The following is a 23,949-nucleotide window of genomic DNA, read 5'->3' on the forward strand; positions in this document are numbered from 1 at the left end:
ATTCCTCCATCCCAATAGCTAAGTGGGGGAAAGTGGGGACTCGGGGTGGGGCAAAGTGGGTGAGATCTTGTGGAGACGATTCACGTCTAGAAAAACAAAAAAGTGAGGGCAAGCCATCGCTGGCTTGCCCTCACTTGTTAATTCTTGAGGTTTATCCCCTAACGCCCCTCGAAGCGGCCACGGAAACGCGATTCCAACGTGGAATCACCAGAGGAGCCACGGCTACCCGAGGTCCCTCGACGACTCTTTGCCGCCCCGGACTTAGACTTTCCAAAGCTCAGCCCCGAAGCAGAACTAGCCTTCTCCTGCTTACCGGCGCCGGTCAGAGCCCAAACGCCGGAACCGAACATAAGGCCAAAGCCGGCAACCGATAACACAATGAACCAATTGCTCACAGAGAAAAGAGCGACGCCGCCAATCAACATCAGCAGACCGAGGAGCATGAGCGCAAAAACCTGGATGGAAAACCCACGAGGTGCGCTGTTTTCCTCCGGAAAGCTGAACGCATTTCCGGCCATCGTCGAACTAAATTTAGGATCCTCAGCGTAGAGTGCAGACTCGATTTCGTCGAGCATCCGCTGTTCGTGCTCAGATAGTCCCACAATTCCTCCATCGCCTACTTGAGCATTGCCCACCGCGATACTGGCGAGCCTTGACCCCTCAACTAACAATGCCGATACAACAAAGTTAATTACAGGCCACGTGCTGCTAACGCGGCGTCCGTTAGCTTCATTCTTACCCCTTCAACGGGCGACTCACCTCTATTGTTCCATGAATCCGAACAATCCCCCATTTATTTAGGAAAGCAACGCTCTAACACGCCCCCACCGGCTTACGCAGCCGCGGACAGAACACCCAGCTCAGCCCGGACAGCCCCCAAGAATGCACAACTTAAATCCCACAACTCCTGCGCCCGCCGAGAGTCAATGCGACGCGAAATACCCAACCGGACTTCCTCACGCAGCGCGGTGAACTGCTCAAACTTGGTGACCCAGCTATCAAATTCGGGCTGCTCTTTCTTTAAACGCAACCAGGCACTCTGTGTTGCCGAACGACGACGCTTAACTACCGAGCCCGAACGAGCGCCCGAGCCAGAACCCCCAGCCACCGACACATCGTCGCGATTCAACAGCGCGCCTGCGCAACGCAGCGCCGCACAGTAGGAAAGCTCCAACATCTCATCAGAGCTGGCATTCCAAGCATTCGCTAGCAGAGCCTCTGCCCGCCCCAGCAGCTCCAGCGATTGCCTTGAGACACCGACCGGGGCGACCAAACCCGACTGCGAAATCGCCCTAAACTCCACCACGTTCGACCTTGCCACCACCCTGCTTCTCCTTTCACACAGCATTCACATGAGCACGGATTTTCCGCTTCCCCTTAGCGGGATTGACTGCAATCTATCCCCAACCCCGGACTACGCCAGGCATACTTTCGCACAACTGTTCGACTCGATGTTATTGCAGTAATCTCACAACTAAGTTCGTCTAAGTCGCTAATCTGGTCACTGTGAAATACAGCGTGGTTCCGATGACAGCAGGAGACTTCAATCTCCGCCTGCAAGAAGCAGTGGCTCTCTACATCACCGCGATGCAGTACAACCCCGCGATCTTGCCCGGTCGTCTCCACGAATGGCAGAAGCAAACCACTCAACCCGGCTTCATGGCTGCTGCAGCCATAGCTCACCCCGAAGAGCTCTCCCCTGCCCACGCTCTCCGCGACCCGCGCTGCAGGTTGGTCGGCATCGGCTACTGCCGTACAGGATTGGACACGCACTGGTGGTATCGCCAGGTAAGAGATGGACTGCTCATGGACGGGCGCTCGCTACCGGACGTCGTCAAGCTCTTGGGCAACTACGCCGAACTGTCTGAGATTCACATTCACCCCAGCTTTCAGGGGCGGGGACTCGGTAAACGGTTGCTCCACGAGTTGGTCGATTCCCGCCCGGAGACGCGAGTTCTGTTGTCAACCCCGGAATACCCGAATGAGGCCAATAGGGCATGGCAGCTCTACCGCCAATTTGGTTTCAAAGATGTTTTAAGGAACTTTTATTTCACAGGGGACTCTCGTCCCTTCGCAGTTCTAGGAGTAGATCTTCCCCGTGACATCATCACCGAGTGAACCTTCCACACCACGTCAACGACTTTCGCCTCTGCGCATTGCCACAGCAATGGCCGGAATTGCCGCCATCTTGCCGCTCAGCGGCTGCTTTGACGCACAGGCTGGCATTACCATTTCCGGCGACGACAGAGTCTCGGGCACAATTCACGTAACACCCACGGAGGAAGTCCGTTCCCAATTTGAGCAGTGGCAAGTACCGGAAGATCTCTCCGACCGCGTCTCGCAGGGAGTAATCGACTCCTCCACAGGAAAGATGGAAGTCTCGTTCAACGAGCTGCACTTCATTGAACTCACCGATACGCTCCGACAGCTTTCCGACGATCGCGTAGACATCGACCTAGACCGTACCGGTGGCGGCAAGATTTCGATGAACGGCCACATGGATTTGACTCACCTGCCCGGCGCGAAGGTTGATTTCGTCGTCGCGTTCCCGGAGCAGGTTACTGACTCCAATGGCCGCCAGACCGAACCGAACAAGGTGGAATGGCAGCTCGCCAGTGGCGAGAACCATAATGTATGGGCTTCGTCGCCGGCTGGATCCACCAAGCGGAATCAATTCCTATTATTTGCCGGTGTGACCACAGCCGCCGGTGTCCTAGCCTCAGTGCTAGGTGTCCTGTGGGCGCGAAGAGTTCGCGACATGCAGGACTTTTAGCAATTAAAAACCGCCGCGCAGCATATCCTGGCCGGTGCCCCATTCGGGCGCCATGCCGAGGTTGTGCAAAACTTCCTGGGAGGCGCGAGCGAAGTTCATAGTCATAAAGTGCAGCCCCGGCACGCCTTCGGCGATGAGCCGCTCTGCCATGTTGGTCGAAAACTCGATACCAATCTTGCGAATCTCATCTTTATTGGCCTGCTCGTCACCATCTGCTGCCTTAATCAGGCGTTCCTCCAAATCGGATGGCAACTGTGCCCCGGAGAGCTCAACCTGCCTGCGCACTGAGCGCAGCGATGTAATCGGCATCAGCCCCGGAATGATGGGCTTGGCACCGTGCACTGGGTCGGCTTCCACCAGGCGGTCTCGAAGGCGCAAGTAGTGCTCAATATCGAAGAACATCTGCGTAATCGAGTATTCGGCTCCCGCGCGCAGCTTGGCCAGCGTGTACTGCGTGTCATGGTCCAAATCCGGCGAGCGGTAATGTCCCTCCGGGAACGACGCAATGCCGATTTCAAATTTCTCGAACTCCGGCTCGGCCTTAATTAGCTCAATCAGTTCGCTGGCGTAGTGCAGACCGCCCTCGGTCTCCACCCAAGGGCCAAGCGGGTCTCCCGGCGGGTCACCACGCAGAACGAGCAGATTCGTCAGCCCCGCGCTGAGATAAGAGCGCAGGATTTCCCGCAGCTCGTCGACAGTGTGCTCTACCAATGTCAGGTGCACAAGCGTTGTAAGCGGCTGCCTCGAAACGCGCTGGGCGATTCGCAGGGTGCGGTCGCGGCTAGAACCACCGGCGCCGTAGGTCACGGATGCAAAGGAGGCACCAAGATCATGGAAAGCCTCAGCTGCTCGGAGAAGACGTTCCTCGGCCGCGTCGTCACGCGGGGGCATGAACTCGACCGAGAAGGGAATACTGCCCGCGCTCGGCATTGAAAGCGCCTGGCGGATTGTCACTTGGCGGCCTGGCGACAGTGGCATTGTTGAGGACATAGTCACTCATACTAAGCGGTGTCCTATTCTTGAGTCAGCATTACCCGTCATCGACGAGAGGCTCACATGAGCGAAGAACTGGATTTGGCCGCGCTACAGCCCCGCGAAGTACCAGCTACTGTTACCAAAACGCTGGAGAATTACCTCAAAAGCCGTGGCGACGATGTCGCGTCGGTCGATGCGGTGTACACCGAGGCCATAGATTCGCTCCACTCCTTCGTCCTCAATGGGGGCAAGCGCGTGCGTCCAGCCTTCGCCTGGCAGGGGTGGTTGGGGGCAGGCGGCCTCGAAGGCCGTTTCTCCCCAGCCGAGGATTCCCTGGCTGTGATGAACGCGGTGAGTGCCTTGGAACTCATTCAAGCCTGCGCACTCATTCATGACGACATCATCGATGACGCTGATACGCGCCGTGGCGCACCGACTATCCACAAGGTATTCGAGGCCAAGCACGAGGCCAATAGCTGGAATGGAGCCGCCGACCGCTTCGGTATTTCCGCCGCGATTCTCATTGGCGATGTCGCCCTGACCTGGGCTGATGACATGATGCACTCTTCAGGCCTCAGCTCGGAGGCGCTAACCCGCGCACTTGTCCCCTGGCGGGCGATGCGCACTGAAGTACTTGGCGGCCAACTGCTCGATATCACGGCCGAAGCCAGCCGGGACAGTCGCGTCGAGACCGCTGAGAAAATCAATCTGTTCAAGACCGCCGCCTACACCATCGAGCGGCCGCTCCACATTGGTGCTGCGATTGCCGGCGCCCCAGCGGAATTGGTTGAGGCCTACCGCAGCTTCGGCCGCGATATCGGTGTGGCATTCCAGCTCCGCGACGATCAGCTGGGTGTTTTCGGCGATCCCGAAGTCACGGGCAAGCCTGCCGGCGATGACCTCCGCGAGGGCAAGCGAACCGTACTGGTCGGCCAGGCTTTAAGCCTCTACCTCGATTCCGCACCTGAAAAGGCCCGCTTTATCGATGAACGCCTGGGAGCGGTCTCGTCTGCTGCAGATATTGATGAGCTACGAAATCTCATCGCTGATTCCGGCGCTGCCGATGCCGTCGAACGTGAAATTGACCGCCTGACCAGCCGCGCTTTCTCCACTATCGAGAATGCCGACCTGCCTGCAACGTCGCGCGAGAACCTCATTGCTATGGGCGTTCGCGCCACCGCTCGTCAGCATTAGACCAGGTGTTGCGTAGTCATGCCCGCTGCTTCCCCCACTCGTGCCCCCATTAATTCCCCGCGTCTGCGACGTGCGGTCACTCGTCCTCATAAGGGCTCCAAACCACGACTGACCATCATCGGCGCAGGCCTGTCCGGACTTACCGCCGCGCTCTACGCCATCGCCGATGGCTACGATGTCACCGTTGTCGAGCGGGGAAGTTTCGTCGGCGGACGCTGCGCCAGTGAACCCATCACAGTCGATATCGACGAGCAATCGCTCACCGCAGTCTTCGACACTGGCGCAACTGTATGGACCATGCCCTCGCTTGTCGACGATGCCCTCGCCGCCGTCGGCCTCTACGCGCGCGATATCGACCCGGGTTTTTCGGCCTCCCCAATCACGCCCACCTACCGTGCGGAATTTGCCACCCGCGGCGGACTCGACGTGTTTTCCAACGAAGACATGATGGCCGATGAACTCGCGCGCTTCGGTGCCTCTGACTCCACCGTCGCCGGTTACCGCAAACTTCGCACGTGGCTGCAAACTCTCTTCAATGCCTGCTTCGACAACTTCATGTCCCGCAGCTTTGACCGCGTTACGGACCTATTCACCGGGCCCGGCGCGCTTCGCGACCTCACTACGCTCCTCCGACTCGGTGCCTTCGGCGCCCTCGAACCTAAGATTCGTGCCTTCCTCGGAGATAATGATCTCGCTCGCGTTTTCAGCTTCCAGGCGCTTTACGCAGGTGTGCCTCCCGCTAAGGCCCGTGCGGTCTACGGCTGCATTTCCCACATGGATACCTCGATGGGGGTTTACTATCCGCACTCCCCCGCATTTGGTTCGGGTATAGGCGCCGTCAGCGAGTTGCTCGCCGAGGCCGTCCGTCGAGCTGGCGGAACCATCGACTTCGGCGTTGATGTCACTGGGCTGAAAGTTGACGAAGCAGGCTTTGTCTCCGCCATCACCACGGCAACTGGCGAGCGTCCCACCGATGCCGTCATCGCTACGACCGATTTACCTGTGGTGCAGAGCTGGCTTCACGACGCGGCTACCTCTGCCGCCGGTAGCTCATCGAAGCGGCGAGGCCTTCGGAGCGTCGTAAAGCGGACGGGAGCGCGACGGTTGTTCCCAGTTCGATTTTCTCCATCGGCGGTGGTGGCGCACGGGCTGATTCCGGTTTCGGAGACTGCGACGTGGCCGAAGCGGCATCACCTGATTTCGTTTGGCGAAAAGTGGAACGAAACCTTTGAGGAGATCTCGTCACCGCGTCATGGAAAGCTAATGTCGGACCCATCATTGCTGGTCACCCGGCCTGCGGTGAGCGCGCCGGAGCGTATTGTCACAGATGCGAACGGCGTGCAGTGGGAGCCCGTCAGTGTGCTCGCGCCGTGCCCCAACTTGCAGTCGGCCAATCTGATCTGGTCACGAATCGGTGGGGACTACGTTGCGAAAATAACCGCTGAGCTGGAGCGGCGCGGACTGACCGGGATTTCTACGAAGTGGCGAGTCGGTCGGATCGATACCCCTCAGCAGTGGCAAGAACGCGACATGGGCGTTGGCTCGCCGTTTGGGCTGGCGCATCTGTTCCGACAGACGGGGCCGTTCCGTCCCCGCAACTTCTCTCCGAAGATGCCAAAGAATCTGACGCTGGCGGGATCGACGACGGTGCCGGGGGTTGGCGTGCCGACGGTCATGATTTCGGGACGACTTGCGGCACAGCGGTTTGAAACGCCTTAGCTCATGAATGTCTCCCGGATGTCTGCCGGTGGTCACTGACCAACTAGGATTAATGCATCAGCAATGTATCGATTGTTTAGGTTGACATGAATTTATCGCGGAGTGCTCAGCTGGGTGTCTACGGTGGCATCCTCATTGCTCTGGGCTCCTACGGTTCCGGTGCGAATCGCTACCGTGGCGGCCTTGTCCACGCTCTGGGACTCGACTGGATCACCTACGGTCACGGTCAGATTTTCTGTGAGATTGTGATTTGGGTAGGTATCGCCCTGCTGCTTATCTCGTGGCTGCGCATCGGGCGGGAACTGCTGTTCTCGAAGGGGACCATCCGGGACATTGTGGCCGGTTCTGCCCATGATGGCGACGCAGCAGACGCTGCGGTTCCAGCGAACGCTGGCGGCGATGAGTCCACGTTGCGTCGGTTCAATTCAATCCTGATGGCCTGGGCAATTCCCCTCGCGCTGGCCGCACCGCTGTTCTCTCGCGATGTCTATTCGTATCTCATGCAGGGCGCGATGGTCCGCGATGGGTTTGATCCCTACACTGAGGGAGCTGCAGCCAATCCAGGGCCGATGCTGCTGGAGGTATCCGCAGATTGGCGGAATACCACCACCCCGTATGGCCCGCTGCATCTGGGAATTGGCGAGGTCATCACGCGGATTGTCGGCGACAACATCACCGTCGGCGTGATTCTCTACCGCATTGTGTGTCTGCTGGGCTTCGCCGCCATTGTCTGGTCGATCCCGCGAATCGCCCGGGAGCTTGGAGCAAATCCGGCTTTCGCACAGTGGCTCGGTGTGCTCAATCCACTGGTGCTACTGCATCTGATTGCGGGTATGCACAACGAGGCACTGATGGTCGGATTGGTCAGCCTGGCACTAGTCGCCGCACTGCACATGGAGCGCATGCGGGGTGGCCTGGTCGCTGCTGTCCTCATCGGAATTGGCGTCGCGCTGAAAGCCACCGCTGTCCTGGCGCTGCCCTTCGTCGTGTGGATTGTGTTGACCAGGCGCGAGCCCATCGCCACGGTTCAAGAGATGCTGCGCAAGATTCCGGCGATTGCCGGTGTGGGCATCGTGTTGGTCGCAGTTTGCGTCGGCACGCTTGCAGTGGTGACGTGGCTGACCGGCTCGAGCTGGGGCTGGATTTCCGAGATCAGTGGCAATACCAAGGTGATTAACCCCCTGGCAGCACCGTCAGCGGTCGCTGGTGTGATCTCGGGCGTCACGGCGTGGTTCAACGACGACATCGGTTTCAATGTCATCGTCAGCCACACACGCGTGGTCTCCTCCATCATCATGCTGGTGGGACTCGTGATCTCCTGGTTCTACTTCCGAGCCACCCCTCGTAACAATGTCGCTGGCATGATTGCCGCCTACGTGGTGGCCTGCGTATTTAATGCCGTGGCACTTCCCTGGTACTACGCCAGCTTATTGACTCCCATGGGAACGATTCGCCCGCCACGATGGGTGGTTCAAGGCACCGTGTTGTTCACATTCATCCTGTCGCTGTCCTTCGCCGGCGGCGGCAATCACCGCTTCTACGACGTGCCCTGGATGGTTATCATTACCGTTCTCGGCTGGCTGGCCGTCGGCTGGCTGACCACTGGAAAATTCAGCTGGAAGTACCCGTGGCGTGACGATAAAACCGCCGCAGACACGGATTCCACGGTGGCGCCCCTGTCGCGGTCGACCGAGGTCGCATAGTTGTCCATGCCCACCCCACAGCCTCTCTCGACCATCGCGCTGCCACAGTCCTACGAGCTCTGCCGCGATATTATGGCCTCCCACGGTCGCACGTATTCCCTGGCCACGCGACTATTGGCACCCCGCCAACAGCGTGCGGTGTGGTCTCTCTACGCCTGGGCACGCATCGTCGATGACTACGTCGACTGCCCCGCCGACGCCGACCGCTCCCCCACGCACATCGAAGCCACGGTCACACGTTTAAGCGAGCTTTTCCACTCAGCTGTCGTCATCGGTTCGCTTGACGACGTCCACCGCGACCGCGACCGTGCCGTCATCTCGGCGGCCGCACAGACTTTTCGCGACTACGACATCGATCCACAGCTCTCTGCGGACTTTGTTCACTCCATGTTGATGGACGTGCCCGACACATCGTGCCACATTGCGCATTTTGAAACATGGGAGCAACTCGACTCGTATATGTGGGGCTCCGCAGCAGTCATCGGCCTTGAGATGATGCCCATCCTAGGCACCCGCGCAGGGGTCTCCCGCGAGGAAGCCACTCCCTACGCAGAGCTCCTGGGAAAAGCCTTTCAGGTGACGAATTTCCTCCGCGACATCGCCGAGGATTTTCGCCGTGGCCGTATTTACCTACCACTGAATGAGTGGGAGGCCTTCGGAGTGGGTACCGAGGAGATCGGCTACTGTGCCGCCACGGGACAGACGACCCCGGCGGTACGTCAGGCATTGGCCTTCTTCATCGCTCGCAACCGCGCACTCTATGCCGAAGCCAGCAGCGGCGTGGACATGTTAGAGGTGCCAGGGCGTCAGGCTATCCGTGCCGCGGAGATTCTCTACTCAGACATTCTCGGCGAAATTGAGCGCATGAACTACAACGTCTTTGCGCAACGCGCTCAAGTGGGACGCGCTCGAAAAGCAAAAATCGCCCTCCCGCTGCTTTTCACAGCAGTGGCCGGGCGATTACGACAGGAGCTATCGCGGGCGTAGGACGGCGGGCGTAGGACGCCGTCCGGGTCTTTACAACGCCATAGCCTGTGCGCGGCGCATTACTTCGCGTGCAAGGTGACCGTGCAGGGCGTCCACCGGACGTCCAGGCAGAGATTCATCTTCGGTGAATAGCCACTCCAGCGTTTCTTCTCGCGTGTAGCCGCCGTCGGCAAGCAATGCGAGTGCGCCAGGTACAAAACGCGCGACCTCATCATCTTCAAAGAAGCGGGCGGGAATTTGTGCAATGCCGTCGCGGTGGACTGCAATAAGGCGACCCTCCTGCAGCAACGCGTGAATTCGAGTGACGGTGACGCCAATGAGGTCAGCGGCATCGGGCAGCGCAAGAGTGGGTTCGTCGGCGCTCAGGACATCGTGGCAAGTTGGAATCTTTCTCACACTGGTCACTTTAGCGCGTTGGCCTTGCAGTAGGTACGTCCCCATATACTTATTAGAAGCAACTGATTGGAACAGGGAAGGCTGGTTTATGTCGCAGCTTGTCGAGGGGCAGATTCTCGATGGTCGCTACCGCATCGGAGCCACCATCGCACACGGTGGCATGAGCACCGTGTACTGCGCCACCGATTTGCGGCTCGATCGCAGGGTGGCCGCAAAGGTCATGGATCCGCGTTTTGTCGACGACGAGTCTTTCCGCATCCGCTTCGAACGTGAGGCCCGCGCGGTCGCGCACCTCAATGACGAGTCGCTTGTCAACGTCTACGACCAGGGCACGGACCCGGCGGGGCATGTTTTCCTCATTATGGAATTCGTCGACGGTGGGACCCTCCGCGAACTGCTCCGTCAGCGCGGTCCGATGCCTCCGCATGCAGCTGCCGTCGTGATGCGCTCAGTTCTGCGCGCCCTATCGGTGGCGCATTCCCGCGGCATGGTGCACCGAGATATCAAGCCGGAAAATGTGCTGATTGCCTCGGACGGGCGAGTGAAGCTGGCGGACTTCGGTCTAGTGCGCGCGGCCGCTGATGCCAAGGTGACCTCTAACTCGGTCATCGTCGGCACCGTCGCTTATCTGGCTCCGGAGCAGGTCACGGGTGAATCCATCTCCCCTGCATCCGATGTGTATGCGGCGGGTATTTTGCTCTTTGAGCTGCTTACCGGCACCACGCCATTCATCGCCGATTCTTCGCTCGGCGTTGCCATGAAGCGATTGAACGAAGATGTCCCGCCACCCTCGGAGTTCATCGACGGCGTTCCCGAGGAGTTCGACGAGTTGGTCGCCCGCGCTTGTTCCCGCAGGCCGGAGGATCGGTTTGAGACGGCCGAGGAATTCGGTGACGCACTCGAAGACATTGCGGACAAACTCGCGCTGCCACCATTCCGCGTGCCGTCGCCCGTCAATTCAGCAGCCGCCAACGCTGCCGCCATGGAGGGGCTCACAGAGGACTTCCACCGACCGGGCAACGACCATTTCGATGACAGACACGGCACCGCAGAGACGGCACCCGAGCGCTTCGGTCACGACGGCTATGGCTTCTCGACGGACGCACCCGGTAGCCCCGTTTCTTCCCGACCACCGGGACCACCAAACGTTTTCGATGATTTCGACGACCCGGATGCGGGGCGGACACGCACTTTCGATCGCTATGACGAGTACAACCCCCCTGGCTGGGAATCCCCGGAGCCGTCTGGTGGAGCTCTCGTACCAGCCGACGTTCCAGGCGCTCCGGAATATCCGCTGCCGCCGGACACTCAGGGCCCACAGCACCCACAGCATCCGCAGCCGCGATCTGCTCAGACTCAGACGCCTAAGAGCCGTCGAGCTACCCGACAGCGGACGCGCCGTGGATGTGCATTGTGGCTGATTATCGCCCTGGTTGCCACGTTGGGCATGGGGCTTGGCGCGTGGTGGCTGGGCTCTGGCCGTTACGGCGAAGTGCCCTCTATCACTGGGCTGTCGCAACCACAGGCGATGACCGCAATCAGTGAGGCGGGCTTTGAACCGGTGGTTGATAAGCGCTACGACAACGATGTCGCAGTGTCCCAGATTATTGGCTCGGACCCCCTGGCTGGAGCGCGGGTTGTCCGCGGTGATGATGTTCGCGTGCTGGTCAGCCTCGGCCGCCCGACTGTGCCCGCATATCCCGCGAACCACTCAAAGGAAGTGTTCAGTGCTGCCCTAGCTAAGCGGACGTTGAAAGAAGAGGTCGGAGACCCCGTCTTTTCCGATGATGTCTCCACCGGCGGCTTGGTATATGCGGTTCCTGCTCCAGGACAGACCGTCGAAGTTGGCTCAGTTGTGACTGTGCATTACTCCAAGGGGCCAGCACCGGTGAAGGTGCCAAAAATCGTGGGGCTTCAAGAGGATGAAGCTCGTGAGCTGTTGAGCAAGGCCGGGCTGGAAGTCCGGGAGGTATCGGCGGAGTTCTCCTCCTCTGCTGAGCCGGAAGAGGTTCTTTCCGTGTCTCCTGAGGAAGGCACTGGCCTCGAACGCGGTAGTTCTGTGACGTTGACCATTAACAACGGCATCGAAGTGCCCAATGTAGTGGGCAAGTCGGAAGATACTGCTCGCCAAATACTGCAGCGCGAGGGCATTGAGGTAAGCGAAGTAAAGGACGCGTCCTCCTCCTCGCGCGACTACGGCCGTGTCGACGCAGTCTCACCGAGTGCAGGTCGTCTGGTTAACCCCAATGATGCGACTGTCACGCTGACCGTGTCCAGAGCAGTGAAGGTTCCGCAGCTGCTGGGTAAAACTGTTGCGCAGGCACGTCGTGAAGCGGAGAAACAGCATCTTCAGCTCGACATCGACGGCTCTGCGAACGATGACGATCGCATCGTATTGCAGTCACCCCGACCGGGCGCTAAGGCCACGGCGGGTGACAGCATTTCGGTCAGCACTCTGTAAAAAAGTGCGGCGCTCTACTGAGTGCGGTGCTGCACTAGCTGGGCTAGTTGTACCTAGCTGAGCTGGTTGCAACTAGTTGCGCAGCATCTCGGCAACCAGGAAGGCCAGCTCCAGCGACTGCTGAGTGTTCAAACGCGGGTCGCAGGCGGATGCGTAACGGCCTGGCAGATCGACATCGGAAATGTCCTGCGCGCCACCGAGGCACTCAGTGACATCTTCGCCGGTCAGCTCCACGTGGATACCACCCGGGTGCGAGCCGATCGAGCGGTGCACCTCGAAGAAGCCCTGAACTTCGTCGACAATGCGGTCGAAGTGGCGGGTCTTGTAACCATTGGAGGCCGAGTAAGTGTTGCCGTGCATCGGATCGCACTGCCAAATGACCTTATGACCAGAAGCTTCCACAGCCTCAACGATGGGAGGCAGCACGGAGCGAACCTTGTCATTGCCCAGACGCGAAGTCAGGGTCAGGCGACCAGGCTGGAAGAACGGGTCGAGCTTGTCGGCGTAAGCGACAGCCTCCTCCGGCGTGGTGGTCGGGCCAATCTTCACACCGACGGGGTTGCCAATCATGGCAGCCAGGTTGATGTGGAAGTCCTCAATACCACGGGTGCGCTCACCAATCCACAGCTGATGCGCGGAGAGGTTGAACAGCTCCTGATTGCCATCGTTTTCAGACAGGCGCAGCATAGCGCGCTCGTAGTCAACAACCAGTGCCTCATGCGAGCAGTAAATTTGCGCGGTCTGCAGGTTCGAGTCCGCAACACCACAGGCAGCCATGAACCGCAGTGCGTGATCAATCTCGCGTGCCAGGTCCTCGTAGCGGGCACCAGCCGGCGAGTTGCTGACGAACTCACGGTTCCACTCGTGCAGACGATGCAGGTCAGCGGTGCCCGAACCTGTCAGTGCACGTACCAGGTTCATCGCCGCAGACGCATTGGCGTAAGCACGCACCATTCGAGCTGGGTCGTGAACTCGAGCTTCTTCAGTCGGCTCAACGCCGTTGACCATGTCGCCGCGGTAGCTAAGCAAGCCGTCGCCGTCGATGTCCTTCGAGCGCGGCTTAGCGTACTGACCAGCGATACGAGCCATCTTTACAACCGGGGTGGATGCGCCGTAGGTCAGCACAACGGCCATCTGCAGCAAGGTCTTCACATTGGCGCGAATGTGCGGCTCAGTATTGGACTCAAAGGTCTCCGCACAATCACCGCCCTGCAGCAGGAAGGCCTTACCATTAGCGACGTCGGCAAGCTCCTGACGAAGCTTACGAACCTCAGGCGCGACCACAATTGGCGGCACCGATTCGAGAATGCGACGCACGTTAGCAGCGGCGCGGGCATCCCAGCTTGGCTGCTGTAGGGCTTGGCGGGATACGACATCAGCAAAGCGCTCAGCCATGTCGCCGGGAAGCGGTGGCAGATCGGGCAGGTCATCTACAGGGAGATCAATAGTCCAACTCACAGAAGTTCATTGTAGTGCCCCTGCCAGAAGGGTGTTAGTCAGGTCACCAAATATTCGAATTCCGTTGCTTAATCAAGCGGCAACTTCTGTGCAATCTTTTGAAACTTCAGCAGATTGTGCTGGGCATCTGCCAGCGCGTCGTGCTTACCTGCAGTCTGTTTCGGCAACCGTGGCTTGCCCGCCATCTCCCAGTACTGCTTGAGTTCACGGGTATAACGTGGCATGAACTGCGGCAGCTTGGTCATATCACCCCAAAGCTGCACCAACGCAATGTGATCGTAGGCGCCTACCCAAGCCCACAGCTCTGGGCTGCCCGTACCGGGTTCGGTGAAAAATGCCAGCAGTTCCTCGCGGATCGTGTCCCGGTTCTTCCACAGCGGAGATGAGGGGTTGGGCAGCTGATTGAGCACGTTGGCCCGCACCCACGGGCCGGCCTTGCTCTCATTGAACTCGGTAGACACCGCGTAGTATTCGCGGCCGTCCTCAGCTACGACACCGATGGAGACAAGATCAATAGTCTTGCCGTCTTCAATAAACTCGGTGTCATAAAAATAACGCACGGTGTGGAATCCTCTCCAGCCTCGGCCTCGCGTCGGCTACCTCGCGACCAAAAGACCGTGGAGCCCTACCGAGCAAATCTTACCCATGCACCGAATCGCCATAGGAAGTGTGCAGCCCCACTGTCGCGAAAACTATCTGCGCCTAATTATTCTAGCGAGCGCGTCGGAACCAGCGACGAGGGGTCGGCTTCGGCCCCGGAGCCGGAGTAGTGAGCTCTCCACCCGGTTCGGTTCCCGCTGGATAGCCGGTGCCGGCCTCCAAGGACTTCTTCACATCAGTCGCGTAAGCATCGACATATTCCTGACCAGAAAGCTTCTGAATTTCCTTAATCAGGTCATCCGTCAGTGCCCTGGCCGCTTCATACTCATCGCTGTACTTGGCTTTGTACTCCGACGGATCAATCGGATCGCCGATAATCGTGCCGACCTTCACCGGACGAGGAATCCACGAACCAATCGGGTTGGCTTTCTCCGTATCAATCATCGCCATTGGGAACACCGGCACACCGGCCTCCAGCGCGACACGTGCCGCACCGGTTTTACCGCGGTACAGTCGACCATCGGGACTACGGGTGCCTTCCAAGGAAATGCCCAGCAGGTCACCGCGTGACAGCACCTTCAAGCCGGCGTTCAGCGCATCGCGAGCTGCATCACCAGAGGTACGGTCAATCGGCACCTGCCCCACCGAGGAGAAGAAGAACTTCTGGATACCGCCGACAAAGCCCGGCGTGGTGAAGTACTCCGCCTTCGCCAGGAACGTCAGCTGACGACGGCAGACCAGTGGGAAGAAAAAGTGATCCATCACAGCAAGGTGGTTCGACGCCATCAGCGCTGGACCTTCCTGAGGAATCTTCTCACCACCGATGTAGTACGGGCGATTATAGATCCGCAGCCAAGGGCCAATGAGGATGTACTTAAAGAACTTGTACCAGCGATTATTCACAGTTTAAAACTATACAGGTTCAGTTGGTCCGACGATCCATCTCCGCAGCCATTCCCCCACCTTTTCGCGGGCGAATTCCCCTGCAATCCCCAAATTGACGCTTTACGACGATGTCGCACCCTCGGCAGCCACAACGCTGCGCGCAATATCCGCCGCACCAATCAACCCAGCATCCGCACCTAGTTCAGCGACCCGCACATCCGCTACCGGACGATAGCCAGCGCCGGTGAGATTGCGGGCAAACTCGGCCTTGGCCTTGTCCAGGTATAGATCAGACGCCGAGGCAACACCGCCACCGATAACAATCAATTCCGGATCAAAGACATCGCCCACCATCGACAGGCCACGCCCCAGCCAGGTAGCAAAGTCATCAATCGCAGCTAGAGCCAATTCATCCCCCTGGCGAGCAGCCGAGACGACATCGGTACCAGTTACCGAGCCGGCCACGAGCCCGTCGGTAAGCCGCGAGAAGTAGCGACCGGATTCAGAGAGTTCCTGAGCGGTGGTAACCAACGCCGTACCCGAGCAGTAACGCTCCAAGCAACCACGCTTTCCGCAGGAGCAGGGACGACCATCCGGCACAACGGTGAGGTGGCCGAATTCCGGCGCCGTGCCGTACGCGCCACGGTAAATCTCACCCCCCTGCATCATCGCGCCGCCGATTCCCGTACCCAGCGCAAACAGCACCCAATTATCCGCACCGCGAGCCGCACCAAAGCGATACTCACCCCAGGCGGCCGAGTTGGCATCGTGCTCAAGCTGCAGCGGACATGGGAGAAGCAAGGATAAACGCTTGACGACGTTCGCATCGCGCCACGGCAGATGCGGGGCAAAACGAACCGTCTGGCGGTCAGAATCCAAAAAACCAGCTACAGCTAAACCGATGGCGCTGACATCTGGAAAGCGTTCAACCAAGCGCTCGGATGTCTGGACAATGCCACGTTCAATGGCATCCACACTGCCATCAGAACTGGTCTGAACTCGATACAGCACCTGCCCATCAGCGCTGACCACTGCAGCGCGCAGGTTTGTTCCACCAATATCAAAACCGATAGCCGGGCGATCAGCGGCGTCGGACTCGTCTGAGTTCGGATGAATCGGAATATCGGTGGACATAACAGTTGATTATAAAGGGATTGCGCAGGTTCGGAGAATTCGGCGAGCCCGAGCAGCCATGACCTCCCAGGTCCACGACTGCACAACATGCTCCCGACCACAGGCTCCCATCGCCGCCGCGCGCTCCGGATTATCCAAAATCTCAACCAGCCCGGTGGCGACGCTGCGCTTCGAGGCCCCGTCGACAACGATGCCAGTTTCGCCATCGATAACTGTCTCCGGGGCGCCACCAGACTTGCCAGCTATGACAGGGACACCGCAGGCCTGTGCTTCCAAGTAGACAATGCCGAGGCCTTCTACATCGAGGCCACGTCCGCGGGTTCGGGCGGGCATGGCAAAAATGCTGGCCGCATTGTAATAGGCGGGGAGGTCATCATAAGAGACCTTGCCGGCAAAAATAACCTGCTCGGAGACCCCGAGCTTTACTGCCAGCTTTTTCAATTCTCGGTTCAACGGACCAACGCCCACGATCAGCAACCTGGCATCCGGGTGCTGCTCAAGAACCTTAGGCATGCTGCGAATCAGCATATCTTGGCCTTTTCGGCGCACTAGCCGAGAAATACAGACGATAAGCGGCTGGGACTCACCGATTCCGTGGTGCTGCCGGATCTTCTGTCCCGCCTCGGGGTCCGGGGAAAATCGCTCGATATCGACACCGGAAGGCAGGCGTTCAAATGCTGTTTGCGGACCAAAGGCTGCCGCAAATCGACCACGGGTGTAGCGGGAAATATAGGTCACAACATCGGAGCTCTTACCAATGCGCCTCAGCATCTGGCGGGCCAATGGCAGCATCGACCAGCCCACTTCATGTCCGTGAGTGGTAGCAACGATGCGGGTGGCACCTGCGCGACGGCATGCGTCGGCAAGCAAACCAAGTGGCGCGGCGGCACCAAACCATACGGTGTCAATGCGTTCGGTGCGAATAATCTGAGCGGCGCGACGAGCTACGTGCGGCAGTGGCAGCAGCACGGAATCACGCATGCGATAAACACGGTACGGTAGCGACTCGTCGTAGGCGCGGAGCTTTTCTTCGGGGGCTCGCGAGGACGCGAGGACTACGAGGTTCTCCGGATCCAAACGAGCACAGAAATCACGCAGGTAGGACTCGATTCCACCATCGCGAGGCGGGAAGTCATTCGTAATGAGCAGTACGCGCGCAGACATGGAGCCGAGTTTATCTACCTTGACTAAAAGGACGCGAGGTCACCTGCCGCTAGTTAGAAGCGGACAGCGCCTTGGTACGGGCCACCTTGGTCGATGGAAACGACCTGGACTGGAATACCGTAGTCGGAAGCATGGACAATCTGACCATTGCCGATGTACATGCCCACGTGCGTGATTCCCGGGTAGTAACCGATGATGTCGCCCGGCTGCAGCTGGTCGCGGCTCACCGGAGTACCACCGGCGAGCTGTGCCTGCGAGGTCCGCGGGATGGACTTACCAATCTGCTGGTACGCCCAGTACATCAGGCCGGAGCAGTCGAATGCGGAGGGACCAGCAGCTCCCCACGAGTACGGGGAACCCAGCTTCGACATCGCGGCATCAACTGCGGCGGAAGATCCGAGCAGTTTGTCCAACCCTTCGGTAATTGGGTTGTTCTTGGAAATCCAGATTTCCCGCTGTTCGGGGCTCAGCGATTCAACCATGGACTTGACATGCTCGGCGCGCTCATCAAATTCGGCGCTGCGCTTGTCCAAATCATCGCGGCGCTTGGCCAGGTCATCGAGCTGCTTGCGGATATCGCCCTGCAGACGCAGCGCATTGGCCTTGCCATCCTCGGCATCCTTGCGGGCTTGCACCGCACGGCTGACGACTTCATCGTTGTCGCGGAACATCTTGTTGATGTAGCCGGCACGGTCGATAGCGTCCTGAGCACTGGAAGATCCCAGGGCGGCAGACAATGGGTCGACGATTTCACCACGCATCCGCTTCTTCGCGAAGTAGGAAATCTCACCAGAGAGCGCCTTGAGATTATCCTGTGCTCGGAGAACCTGATCCTCAGAGTGCTTCAGTTCCCCTTCGGCGTGCCGGAGTTCCTCTTCCTTGGCCTGAACCTGAGAATCCAGCTCGGTAACTTCCTCAGAAACCGCTTCGGTATCCCGAGAAATCTTCTCCAGCTCTGCAATAATGCCGTCTGCAGTAGCCAGATCCGGGGCTGGCTGTTCATCCTGCGCAGAGGCAATCGGCGCCAAACCTACGGAGCCAAAGGTTAGCCCAGTCACGACCGTAAGCCCGACTACACCGCGACGAGAGTTGTGGCGACGGCGAGAGGCACGGTGACGCGACAAATCCAAACCCTTTTCAAGTTGTGTATTCAAATTTCTTCCCCGAAAAACAAAACATCAAACCACTTGACGCATTCGAGCAAATTGTAGCAGCCTTGCCGCGGAACAACACACCGACAAACCGCCAGCACAAAGGGGTATCCAAAGGGAGTAACCAGGATAGCCCTTCGACTCCACGCATTGCGTAACCGCAGTAGAAAAACAAAAAATGAGGCGAGTGCCCCTATAGTGCTTTACGACGCGCATAGCGTCAGCACCCGGGCGCTCGCCTCAGTGCCCCCTCGGTAAAAAGAGAGCCAAGGCTCTGCGGGGCATCAAGGCCCCGCAGGTTGTCATCCGTTCAAACAGATTAGAAGCGGACGAAGTTGTGAACCGGCATGTAGTTCATCGGAGCTTCCTTGACGACATCGCCGGACTGCGGAGCGTGAATCACGTTGCCGTTGCCGGAGAAGATGCCGACGTGGGTAGCGCCAGAGTAGAAGGAAACGATGTCACCCAGTGCCGGGCTGGAGACCGCGGTACCCTGGGAAGCCTGCGCCTGGGAGGTACGCGGGATCGACTTACCGACCTGCTGGTATGCCCAGGAGGTCAGACCGGAGCAGTCGAAAGAGTTCGGACCGGTAGCGCCCCACACATACGGGGAACCGATCTTGGAACGTGCAGCGGAGACGATAGCCGAACCGGTGGACGGTGCTGCAACGTTTGCAACGCTGCCGGAGGTAACCTCACCTGCGATGTCGTTGAACTTGCCAACAACATCCTGCATACCTGCAACCTGCGGGGTATCGAAGCCGTTCAGTGCGCCCTGGATGTCGTTCAGCGGGTTAGCGTTAGCGGTCGGAACTGCGAGAGCGGTAACGCCGGCGACAGTTGCGCCAAATGCGACTGCGTTGCGTGCAAAGTTAGAACGGCGGTGGTGCTTGCCCATTGTTTTGAAACTCCAAAATCTTCCTGTTTAGCCGACCGGGTTAGCTGACGGGTTCGGAAGAATGGAAGACTTCCTACCCTCCGGGATTTCCCTTTGGGATTCACCCCATGGTTCGAGGTGGGTCCCCGGCTCGAATCCCCTGAGGCTCTCACTACTTAGACCCTCAGGACCTTCGATAAGGCTCTGTGTTTTCTTATCAATGACCGGCACCAACTCAGTGGCCCCGTTTCAATGTCTCGATAAGGTTACGAAATGGCATCAAGTTTTGTCTAGCCGTTTGTCCAGAAAACCGCTCGAGGCCCGGTTGTTACCATCGATAGAACTAAACCGTTACCAAGCTGTTACAACTAAACACTCCCCCTATAGCGGAATAATAACAGTTTGATAAACGTGTCACTACCTGGCATTTTGAAGTCCGCCGAGAACTTTACACTTAATGCCTTAAAGTCGACACATTTTTATCGCGGGCTCAAAACGTGTTTTATGTCACACTCCAGCTTGCAACAGCTCAATTTGCTCAAGTTTCACAGTTTTAACACCACTAGGAGCGCTCAGCATAGGATTATTGACGTGGATTCAGGACAACAGCACTTCCCTCTCGAAGGCACCGTCGATGATTCTCTTTTCAACACCACCTTTGTCGTCGTAGACCTGGAAACGACCGGATTGAAGGCCAAAAACGACCACATCATTGAAATTGGGGCCATCAAAACCCGTGGCGGTAAGACAATTGGCACCTTTTCCAGCTTCATCGACCCCGGTATGGAGATCCCCGACCACATCACATCTCTGACCGGCATCACTACCGCCGATGTTGAAACCGCCCCACAGCTCGGCACAGTTATTACTCAGTTCCTCGAATTTGCCCGGGGAAGCGTCTGGGTTGCGCATAATGCCAAGTTCGATATTGGATTCCTCCGCCAGGCTTGCACAGATTTGGGCCTAGATTGGCCGAGCCCCAGTGTCGTAGACACCCTCACGTTGGCGCGTCGCGTCCTCGACCGCTCACAAGTTGGCAGTTTCAAGCTCTCACAGCTCGCACGGTACGTCGGTTCTCCGAATCGCCCCACCCACCGGGCGCTTGACGACGCAATCGCAACCGTCGACGTCCTTCACTACCTCGTGGAGAGACTAGCTGGCGATGAAGTACAAACAGCGTCCGAGCTAGTGCACTACTCGCCCACCGTCGCTCCAGAGGTTCGTGCTAAACGGCACCTTGCCGATGGAGCTCCGCACACCCCTGGTGTCTATGTTTTTCGGTCAAGAAATGACGACCCCTTATATATAGGTACAGCTCTCGATTTGCGACGTAGACTTCTGCAGTATTTCAACGGTACTGATTCTCGTCGCAAGATTACGGAAATGGTCTCTCTAGCCGAACGCGTCGAGATCATCGAGTGCCCGCACGGCTTCGCTGCAGAAATTCGCGAGGCTCGTCTGATCTCTGCACTCCGTCCGCCCTACAACCGACAACGCACCGAACCAACCCGCGGCTGGTACATCGTCCCCACTAGCCCCGGTCGGCCTGCCAAGATTAGCCGGGCAGTCACCGACGCCCGCAGCCTAGGTCCTTTCCGCACGCGCGACACCGCTACTGCCATCCGCGACAGGTTCTCCGCGCTTAACGACGACTTTGCGATAACAACCGCTCAGATCTCCACCACCGGCGCAGACGAGATCGCAGACATGATTGCAGAGATATCAGCACTTGCCGAAGCACACCGCTTCCAACGCGCGGCAGTGCAACGTGACCGCGCCGCGGAGTTCATTATCAGCTTGGACAAGCAGCAGCGCCTGAGCATGCTTGCCGCCATCCCATCTCTGCAAGCCGCTTTCCCCGATGGCAATGGCGGCTGGCATCTAGCGGAAATTCGCTACGGCAGGTTGGCCGGCGCCAGCACCGCACCACGTGGCGCGGAAATGAACTACATCATCGAGCTCATGGAGAGTTCAGCCCAAACAGTCACTCCAGATGATTCCTTATATAAAGGAGCATCGATTGATGAACTCAGTATTATCTGGAAATGGCTGCAGCGCCCGGAGGTACGAATAAAGCCCACCGGAGGCGAGTATTCCTACCCTAGGTTAGGCGCAGGAAAATACCTTCAGTGGGCAATTGACGCGCAGCAAGCACGTCGTGAAGCGCGACGCGAACCTTAACCCTTCATCGCCGCGGTAAGGATGTCCAAGCACAGCCCCGACTGGAGCGTTTCCTTGACCTCTTCAATGGAGTCGGCCATAGCTTCCTTTAGCGGACGGCCACTCAGACCACGCGAAATGGCGATTGCGGCGGCGGAGTTAAGGATGACTGCATCGCGAATCGGGCCTTCGAGCTCGCCAGCCCAAATGCGACGTGCAACATCAGCGTTGTAAGCAGGGTCACCGCCACGCAGCGCGTCAATTTCGGAGTACTCCATGCCATAGTCATGTGGATCGATGGCATCTTCGGCAACTCCACCGTTTTCCACAATAAAGACCTTGGTGGGGCCAGTAACGGTAATCTCGTCGAGGCCATCGCTTCCGCGAACCACCAGCGCGCGCTGACCACGGCGGGCGAAGGTGTCCGCCATCGTCTCCATCTGATCTTCGAAGGCACAGCCAATCAAGCTCGCCTGCGGGCGTGCTGGATTCGTCAGCGGCCCCAACAGGTTGAAGACTGTCGGAACCGCTAGCTCCTTACGCACCGGTCCAGCGAAGCGCATGGCCGGATGAAAGCGAGCGGCAAAGAGGAAGCGCACGTAGAAATCCGGATGTTCCGGAGAAGTAACGAGACCGTTCTCAATGTCGATGCCAAAGGCCTCCAGCATGTCAGCTCCGCCCGACTTCGAGGAAGCCGCGCGGTTACCGTGCTTGAGCACCGGCACACCGCTGGCCGCGATAACAATCATGGACATCGTGGAGATGTTGACGGTATTTGCGCCATCACCACCGGTGCCGACGATATCGACTGCACCGCGCTCAATAACACCGGCGAGCTGTGGATCATGAACTGGGCGGGCAAATGAAAGCATGCCCTCAGCCGCAGCATCGAGCTCGGCAGCCGTAATCCCCTTGGCGAGGAGACCGAAAGCAAACGTTGCGGTCTGCACGTCTCCGGAAGCACCGGACATGATTTGATCCATGGCGAATCGAATGCCCTCACCGGAAACTTCGCGGCCAGCGCCAATCGTGGAGAGAACATGGCGCCAGTTTTCGACCGCCCTCTTATCGCCGATCTCGCTCATCGCCACTCCCTTCCACTAGATAGTCAAGTCTGTATTCGTACTTTATTAATACAACTGCACCTAGGTACTGCTGGCTATCCCGCCCACCAGGCGCACCACATCACAGGGCTGTTGAAAAAAATCCCACCGTGATGTACGTAATAAGACAAGATACCTCCCCCATATATCCAGCGCATCACCAGGTCCACCTTTTGCGTTCACCGAAAATCTCACCCCCATTGGGGCAACTGGAAAAATACGATATTAAACAGAGCCGAACCTGCGATAAACTAACCGACAACTGATGTCGCAGTATCGCTAACCCAGGTTCACCGGAGGTGAACCTGGCAGTCCAGGGGATGGACACCGCGCAACTCAGCACAACCAAACCCTCGAATTCGCCCGCGTCGGATAAAGACACCGGAAAGTTCCCATCAGGGGGAAAAATTAGTGAAATTCTCAGAAACCTTTCCTCGCGACCTGGGATTTTAGGAATTTTTATACAAAAACGGGGGTTGCAACGTGACTACTCCTTAAGAACAGTACATACTGTTAGTTGTGACGAGCGCAGTTGAAAATCAAGGTATGACAGCACCACGTCGTGCTGCGACACTGAACCGACCGAATATGGTCAGTGTCGGCACGATTGTGTTCCTGTCTCAGGAATTAATGTTCTTCGCCGGTCTGTTCGCGATGTACTTCGTGTCACGCGCGAACGGCCAGGGCGATTCGTGGGATTGGGGTACCGGCCACCTCAATGTCCCGTACGCACTATTGATCACCGTGATCCTAGTGTCGTCTTCGTTCACTGCCCAGTGGGGCGTGTTCGCGGCCGAGCGTGGCGACGTTTTCGCACTCCGTAAGTGGTACGCACTGTCTACCGCCCTGGGTGCAATCTTCCTCGTCGGCCAGGCTTACGAGTACTTCACACTGGTTAGCCACGGTCTGACCATTCAGAACTCCATTTACGGTTCGGTCTTCTTCATCACCACCGGATTCCACGCAGCCCACGTCCTCGCGGGTGTGCTGGCTTTCGTTGTGGTGCTTATCCGTACCTCCAAGGCGAAGTTCACCCCGGCACAGGCCACTGCTGCCATCGTGGTCTCGTACTACTGGCACTTCGTCGACGTCGTGTGGATTGGCCTGTTTATCACCATCTACTTCATCCAGTAGGCCGTATTGGCCGTCCTTTGTTTAGTACGGCCTACAGCCCATCCACTTTCCACGAACAGTATTAAAGGGAAAAAG

Annotated in this window: 21 protein-coding genes and 1 riboswitch; of the genes, 9 read left to right on the forward strand and 12 right to left on the reverse strand. The window is 58.3% G+C overall.

Going from position 1 to position 23,949, the window contains the following annotated elements:
* Positions 1–158: 158 nt before the first annotated feature.
* Together HMPREF2681_RS00455 and HMPREF2681_RS00460 are read right to left on the reverse strand one after the other, a co-directional pair.
* The gene (locus HMPREF2681_RS00455) at positions 159–602 is read right to left on the reverse strand and encodes a DUF3040 domain-containing protein (RefSeq protein ID WP_016423008.1); all 444 of its coding nucleotides are present in this window, start codon (positions 600–602) and stop codon (positions 159–161) included.
* A gap of 230 nt (positions 603–832) precedes the next feature.
* A complete protein-coding gene (locus HMPREF2681_RS00460; protein WP_049170259.1) occupies positions 833–1,321 on the reverse strand; it encodes an SAV_6107 family HEPN domain-containing protein in 489 nt (162 codons plus the stop codon).
* Positions 1,322–1,527: 206 nt separating this feature from the next.
* Between HMPREF2681_RS00460 and HMPREF2681_RS00465 the strand changes: the two genes are divergently transcribed.
* Together HMPREF2681_RS00465 and HMPREF2681_RS00470 are read left to right on the forward strand one after the other, a co-directional pair.
* The gene (locus HMPREF2681_RS00465; protein WP_049170258.1) at positions 1,528–2,118 is read left to right on the forward strand and encodes a GNAT family N-acetyltransferase; all 591 of its coding nucleotides are present in this window, start codon (positions 1,528–1,530) and stop codon (positions 2,116–2,118) included.
* Entirely contained in the window at positions 2,099–2,773 is a 675-nt protein-coding gene (locus HMPREF2681_RS00470; protein WP_049170257.1) for an LppM family (lipo)protein, read from the forward strand. The genes HMPREF2681_RS00465 and HMPREF2681_RS00470 overlap by 20 nt, the downstream gene beginning before the upstream one ends.
* A 3-nt stretch (positions 2,774–2,776) precedes the next feature.
* Here the strand turns inward: HMPREF2681_RS00470 and metF are convergent, their stop codons facing one another.
* Positions 2,777–3,763, reverse strand: coding sequence for a methylenetetrahydrofolate reductase [NAD(P)H] (gene metF, locus HMPREF2681_RS00475; RefSeq protein WP_016423012.1), 987 nt, complete (start codon positions 3,761–3,763; stop codon positions 2,777–2,779).
* A gap of 66 nt (positions 3,764–3,829) precedes the next feature.
* Here metF and HMPREF2681_RS00480 point away from each other — a divergent pair, with 66 nt between their 5' ends.
* The 4 genes from HMPREF2681_RS00480 (at position 3,830) to HMPREF2681_RS00495 (ending at position 9,351) form a co-directional block, all read left to right on the forward strand.
* Complete coding sequence (locus HMPREF2681_RS00480; RefSeq protein WP_049170256.1) at positions 3,830–4,942, forward strand: polyprenyl synthetase family protein; 1,113 nt, start codon at positions 3,830–3,832, stop codon at positions 4,940–4,942.
* Positions 4,943–4,960: 18 nt separating this feature from the next.
* The gene (gene crtI / locus HMPREF2681_RS00485) at positions 4,961–6,661 is read left to right on the forward strand and encodes a phytoene desaturase family protein (RefSeq protein ID WP_048731199.1); all 1,701 of its coding nucleotides are present in this window, start codon (positions 4,961–4,963) and stop codon (positions 6,659–6,661) included.
* 86 nt (positions 6,662–6,747) lie between these two features.
* On the forward strand, positions 6,748–8,364 hold the full coding sequence (locus HMPREF2681_RS00490; RefSeq protein WP_049190488.1) for an alpha-(1->6)-mannopyranosyltransferase A: 1,617 nt from the start codon (positions 6,748–6,750) through the stop codon (positions 8,362–8,364).
* A gap of 6 nt (positions 8,365–8,370) precedes the next feature.
* Positions 8,371–9,351, forward strand: coding sequence for a phytoene/squalene synthase family protein (locus HMPREF2681_RS00495; RefSeq protein ID WP_016423016.1), 981 nt, complete (start codon positions 8,371–8,373; stop codon positions 9,349–9,351).
* 30 nt (positions 9,352–9,381) lie between these two features.
* Here the strand turns inward: HMPREF2681_RS00495 and HMPREF2681_RS00500 are convergent, their stop codons facing one another.
* A complete protein-coding gene (locus tag HMPREF2681_RS00500; protein ID WP_005510311.1) occupies positions 9,382–9,756 on the reverse strand; it encodes an Rv2175c family DNA-binding protein in 375 nt (124 codons plus the stop codon).
* A 79-nt stretch (positions 9,757–9,835) separates the two neighbouring features.
* Here HMPREF2681_RS00500 and HMPREF2681_RS00505 point away from each other — a divergent pair, with 79 nt between their 5' ends.
* Positions 9,836–12,208, forward strand: coding sequence for a PASTA domain-containing protein (locus HMPREF2681_RS00505; protein ID WP_070545617.1), 2,373 nt, complete (start codon positions 9,836–9,838; stop codon positions 12,206–12,208).
* A gap of 72 nt (positions 12,209–12,280) precedes the next feature.
* On the opposite strand, the gene HMPREF2681_RS00510 is transcribed toward HMPREF2681_RS00505, so the two are convergent.
* From HMPREF2681_RS00510 to HMPREF2681_RS00540, 7 genes are all read right to left on the reverse strand, one after another.
* On the reverse strand, positions 12,281–13,666 hold the full coding sequence (locus HMPREF2681_RS00510) for a class II 3-deoxy-7-phosphoheptulonate synthase (protein WP_049182155.1): 1,386 nt from the start codon (positions 13,664–13,666) through the stop codon (positions 12,281–12,283).
* Positions 13,667–13,734: 68 nt separating this feature from the next.
* Entirely contained in the window at positions 13,735–14,226 is a 492-nt protein-coding gene (locus HMPREF2681_RS00515; RefSeq protein ID WP_016423018.1) for a polyadenylate-specific 3'-exoribonuclease AS, read from the reverse strand.
* A gap of 151 nt (positions 14,227–14,377) precedes the next feature.
* Entirely contained in the window at positions 14,378–15,169 is a 792-nt protein-coding gene (locus tag HMPREF2681_RS00520) for a lysophospholipid acyltransferase family protein (protein ID WP_049170252.1), read from the reverse strand.
* Between the two features lie 102 nt (positions 15,170–15,271).
* Positions 15,272–16,285: an ROK family glucokinase gene (locus tag HMPREF2681_RS00525; protein ID WP_049170251.1), complete on the reverse strand. Its 1,014-nt coding sequence runs from the start codon at positions 16,283–16,285 to the stop codon at positions 15,272–15,274.
* A gap of 9 nt (positions 16,286–16,294) precedes the next feature.
* Positions 16,295–17,449 (reverse strand): glycosyltransferase family 4 protein, encoded by a 1,155-nt coding sequence (locus HMPREF2681_RS00530; protein ID WP_049190492.1) that lies wholly within the window; start codon positions 17,447–17,449, stop codon positions 16,295–16,297.
* 53 nt (positions 17,450–17,502) lie between these two features.
* A complete protein-coding gene (locus tag HMPREF2681_RS00535) occupies positions 17,503–18,573 on the reverse strand; it encodes an NlpC/P60 family protein (protein ID WP_353797117.1) in 1,071 nt (356 codons plus the stop codon).
* A gap of 346 nt (positions 18,574–18,919) precedes the next feature.
* Complete coding sequence (locus HMPREF2681_RS00540) at positions 18,920–19,498, reverse strand: C40 family peptidase (RefSeq protein ID WP_048731217.1); 579 nt, start codon at positions 19,496–19,498, stop codon at positions 18,920–18,922.
* Between the two features lie 14 nt (positions 19,499–19,512).
* Positions 19,513–19,655: riboswitch (cyclic di-AMP (ydaO/yuaA leader) on the reverse strand.
* A gap of 413 nt (positions 19,656–20,068) precedes the next feature.
* On the opposite strand from HMPREF2681_RS00540, the gene HMPREF2681_RS00545 reads away from it, so the two are divergent.
* Complete coding sequence (locus HMPREF2681_RS00545) at positions 20,069–21,658, forward strand: DEDD exonuclease domain-containing protein (protein WP_049170245.1); 1,590 nt, start codon at positions 20,069–20,071, stop codon at positions 21,656–21,658.
* Here HMPREF2681_RS00545 and trpD read toward each other — a convergent pair.
* Complete coding sequence (trpD, locus tag HMPREF2681_RS00550) at positions 21,655–22,722, reverse strand: anthranilate phosphoribosyltransferase (RefSeq protein WP_049190496.1); 1,068 nt, start codon at positions 22,720–22,722, stop codon at positions 21,655–21,657. The two genes, HMPREF2681_RS00545 and trpD, sit on opposite strands and share 4 nt — an antisense overlap.
* Positions 22,723–23,259: 537 nt before the next feature.
* Between trpD and HMPREF2681_RS00555 the strand changes: the two genes are divergently transcribed.
* Entirely contained in the window at positions 23,260–23,874 is a 615-nt protein-coding gene (locus tag HMPREF2681_RS00555) for an aa3-type cytochrome oxidase subunit III (protein ID WP_088611596.1), read from the forward strand.
* The last annotated feature ends 75 nt before the right edge of the window (positions 23,875–23,949 follow it).

It is taken from the genome of Corynebacterium sp. HMSC064H12, from assembly GCF_001809925.1.
In the GTDB taxonomy this organism is placed as follows: Bacteria; Actinomycetota; Actinomycetes; order Mycobacteriales; family Mycobacteriaceae; genus Corynebacterium; species Corynebacterium jeikeium_D.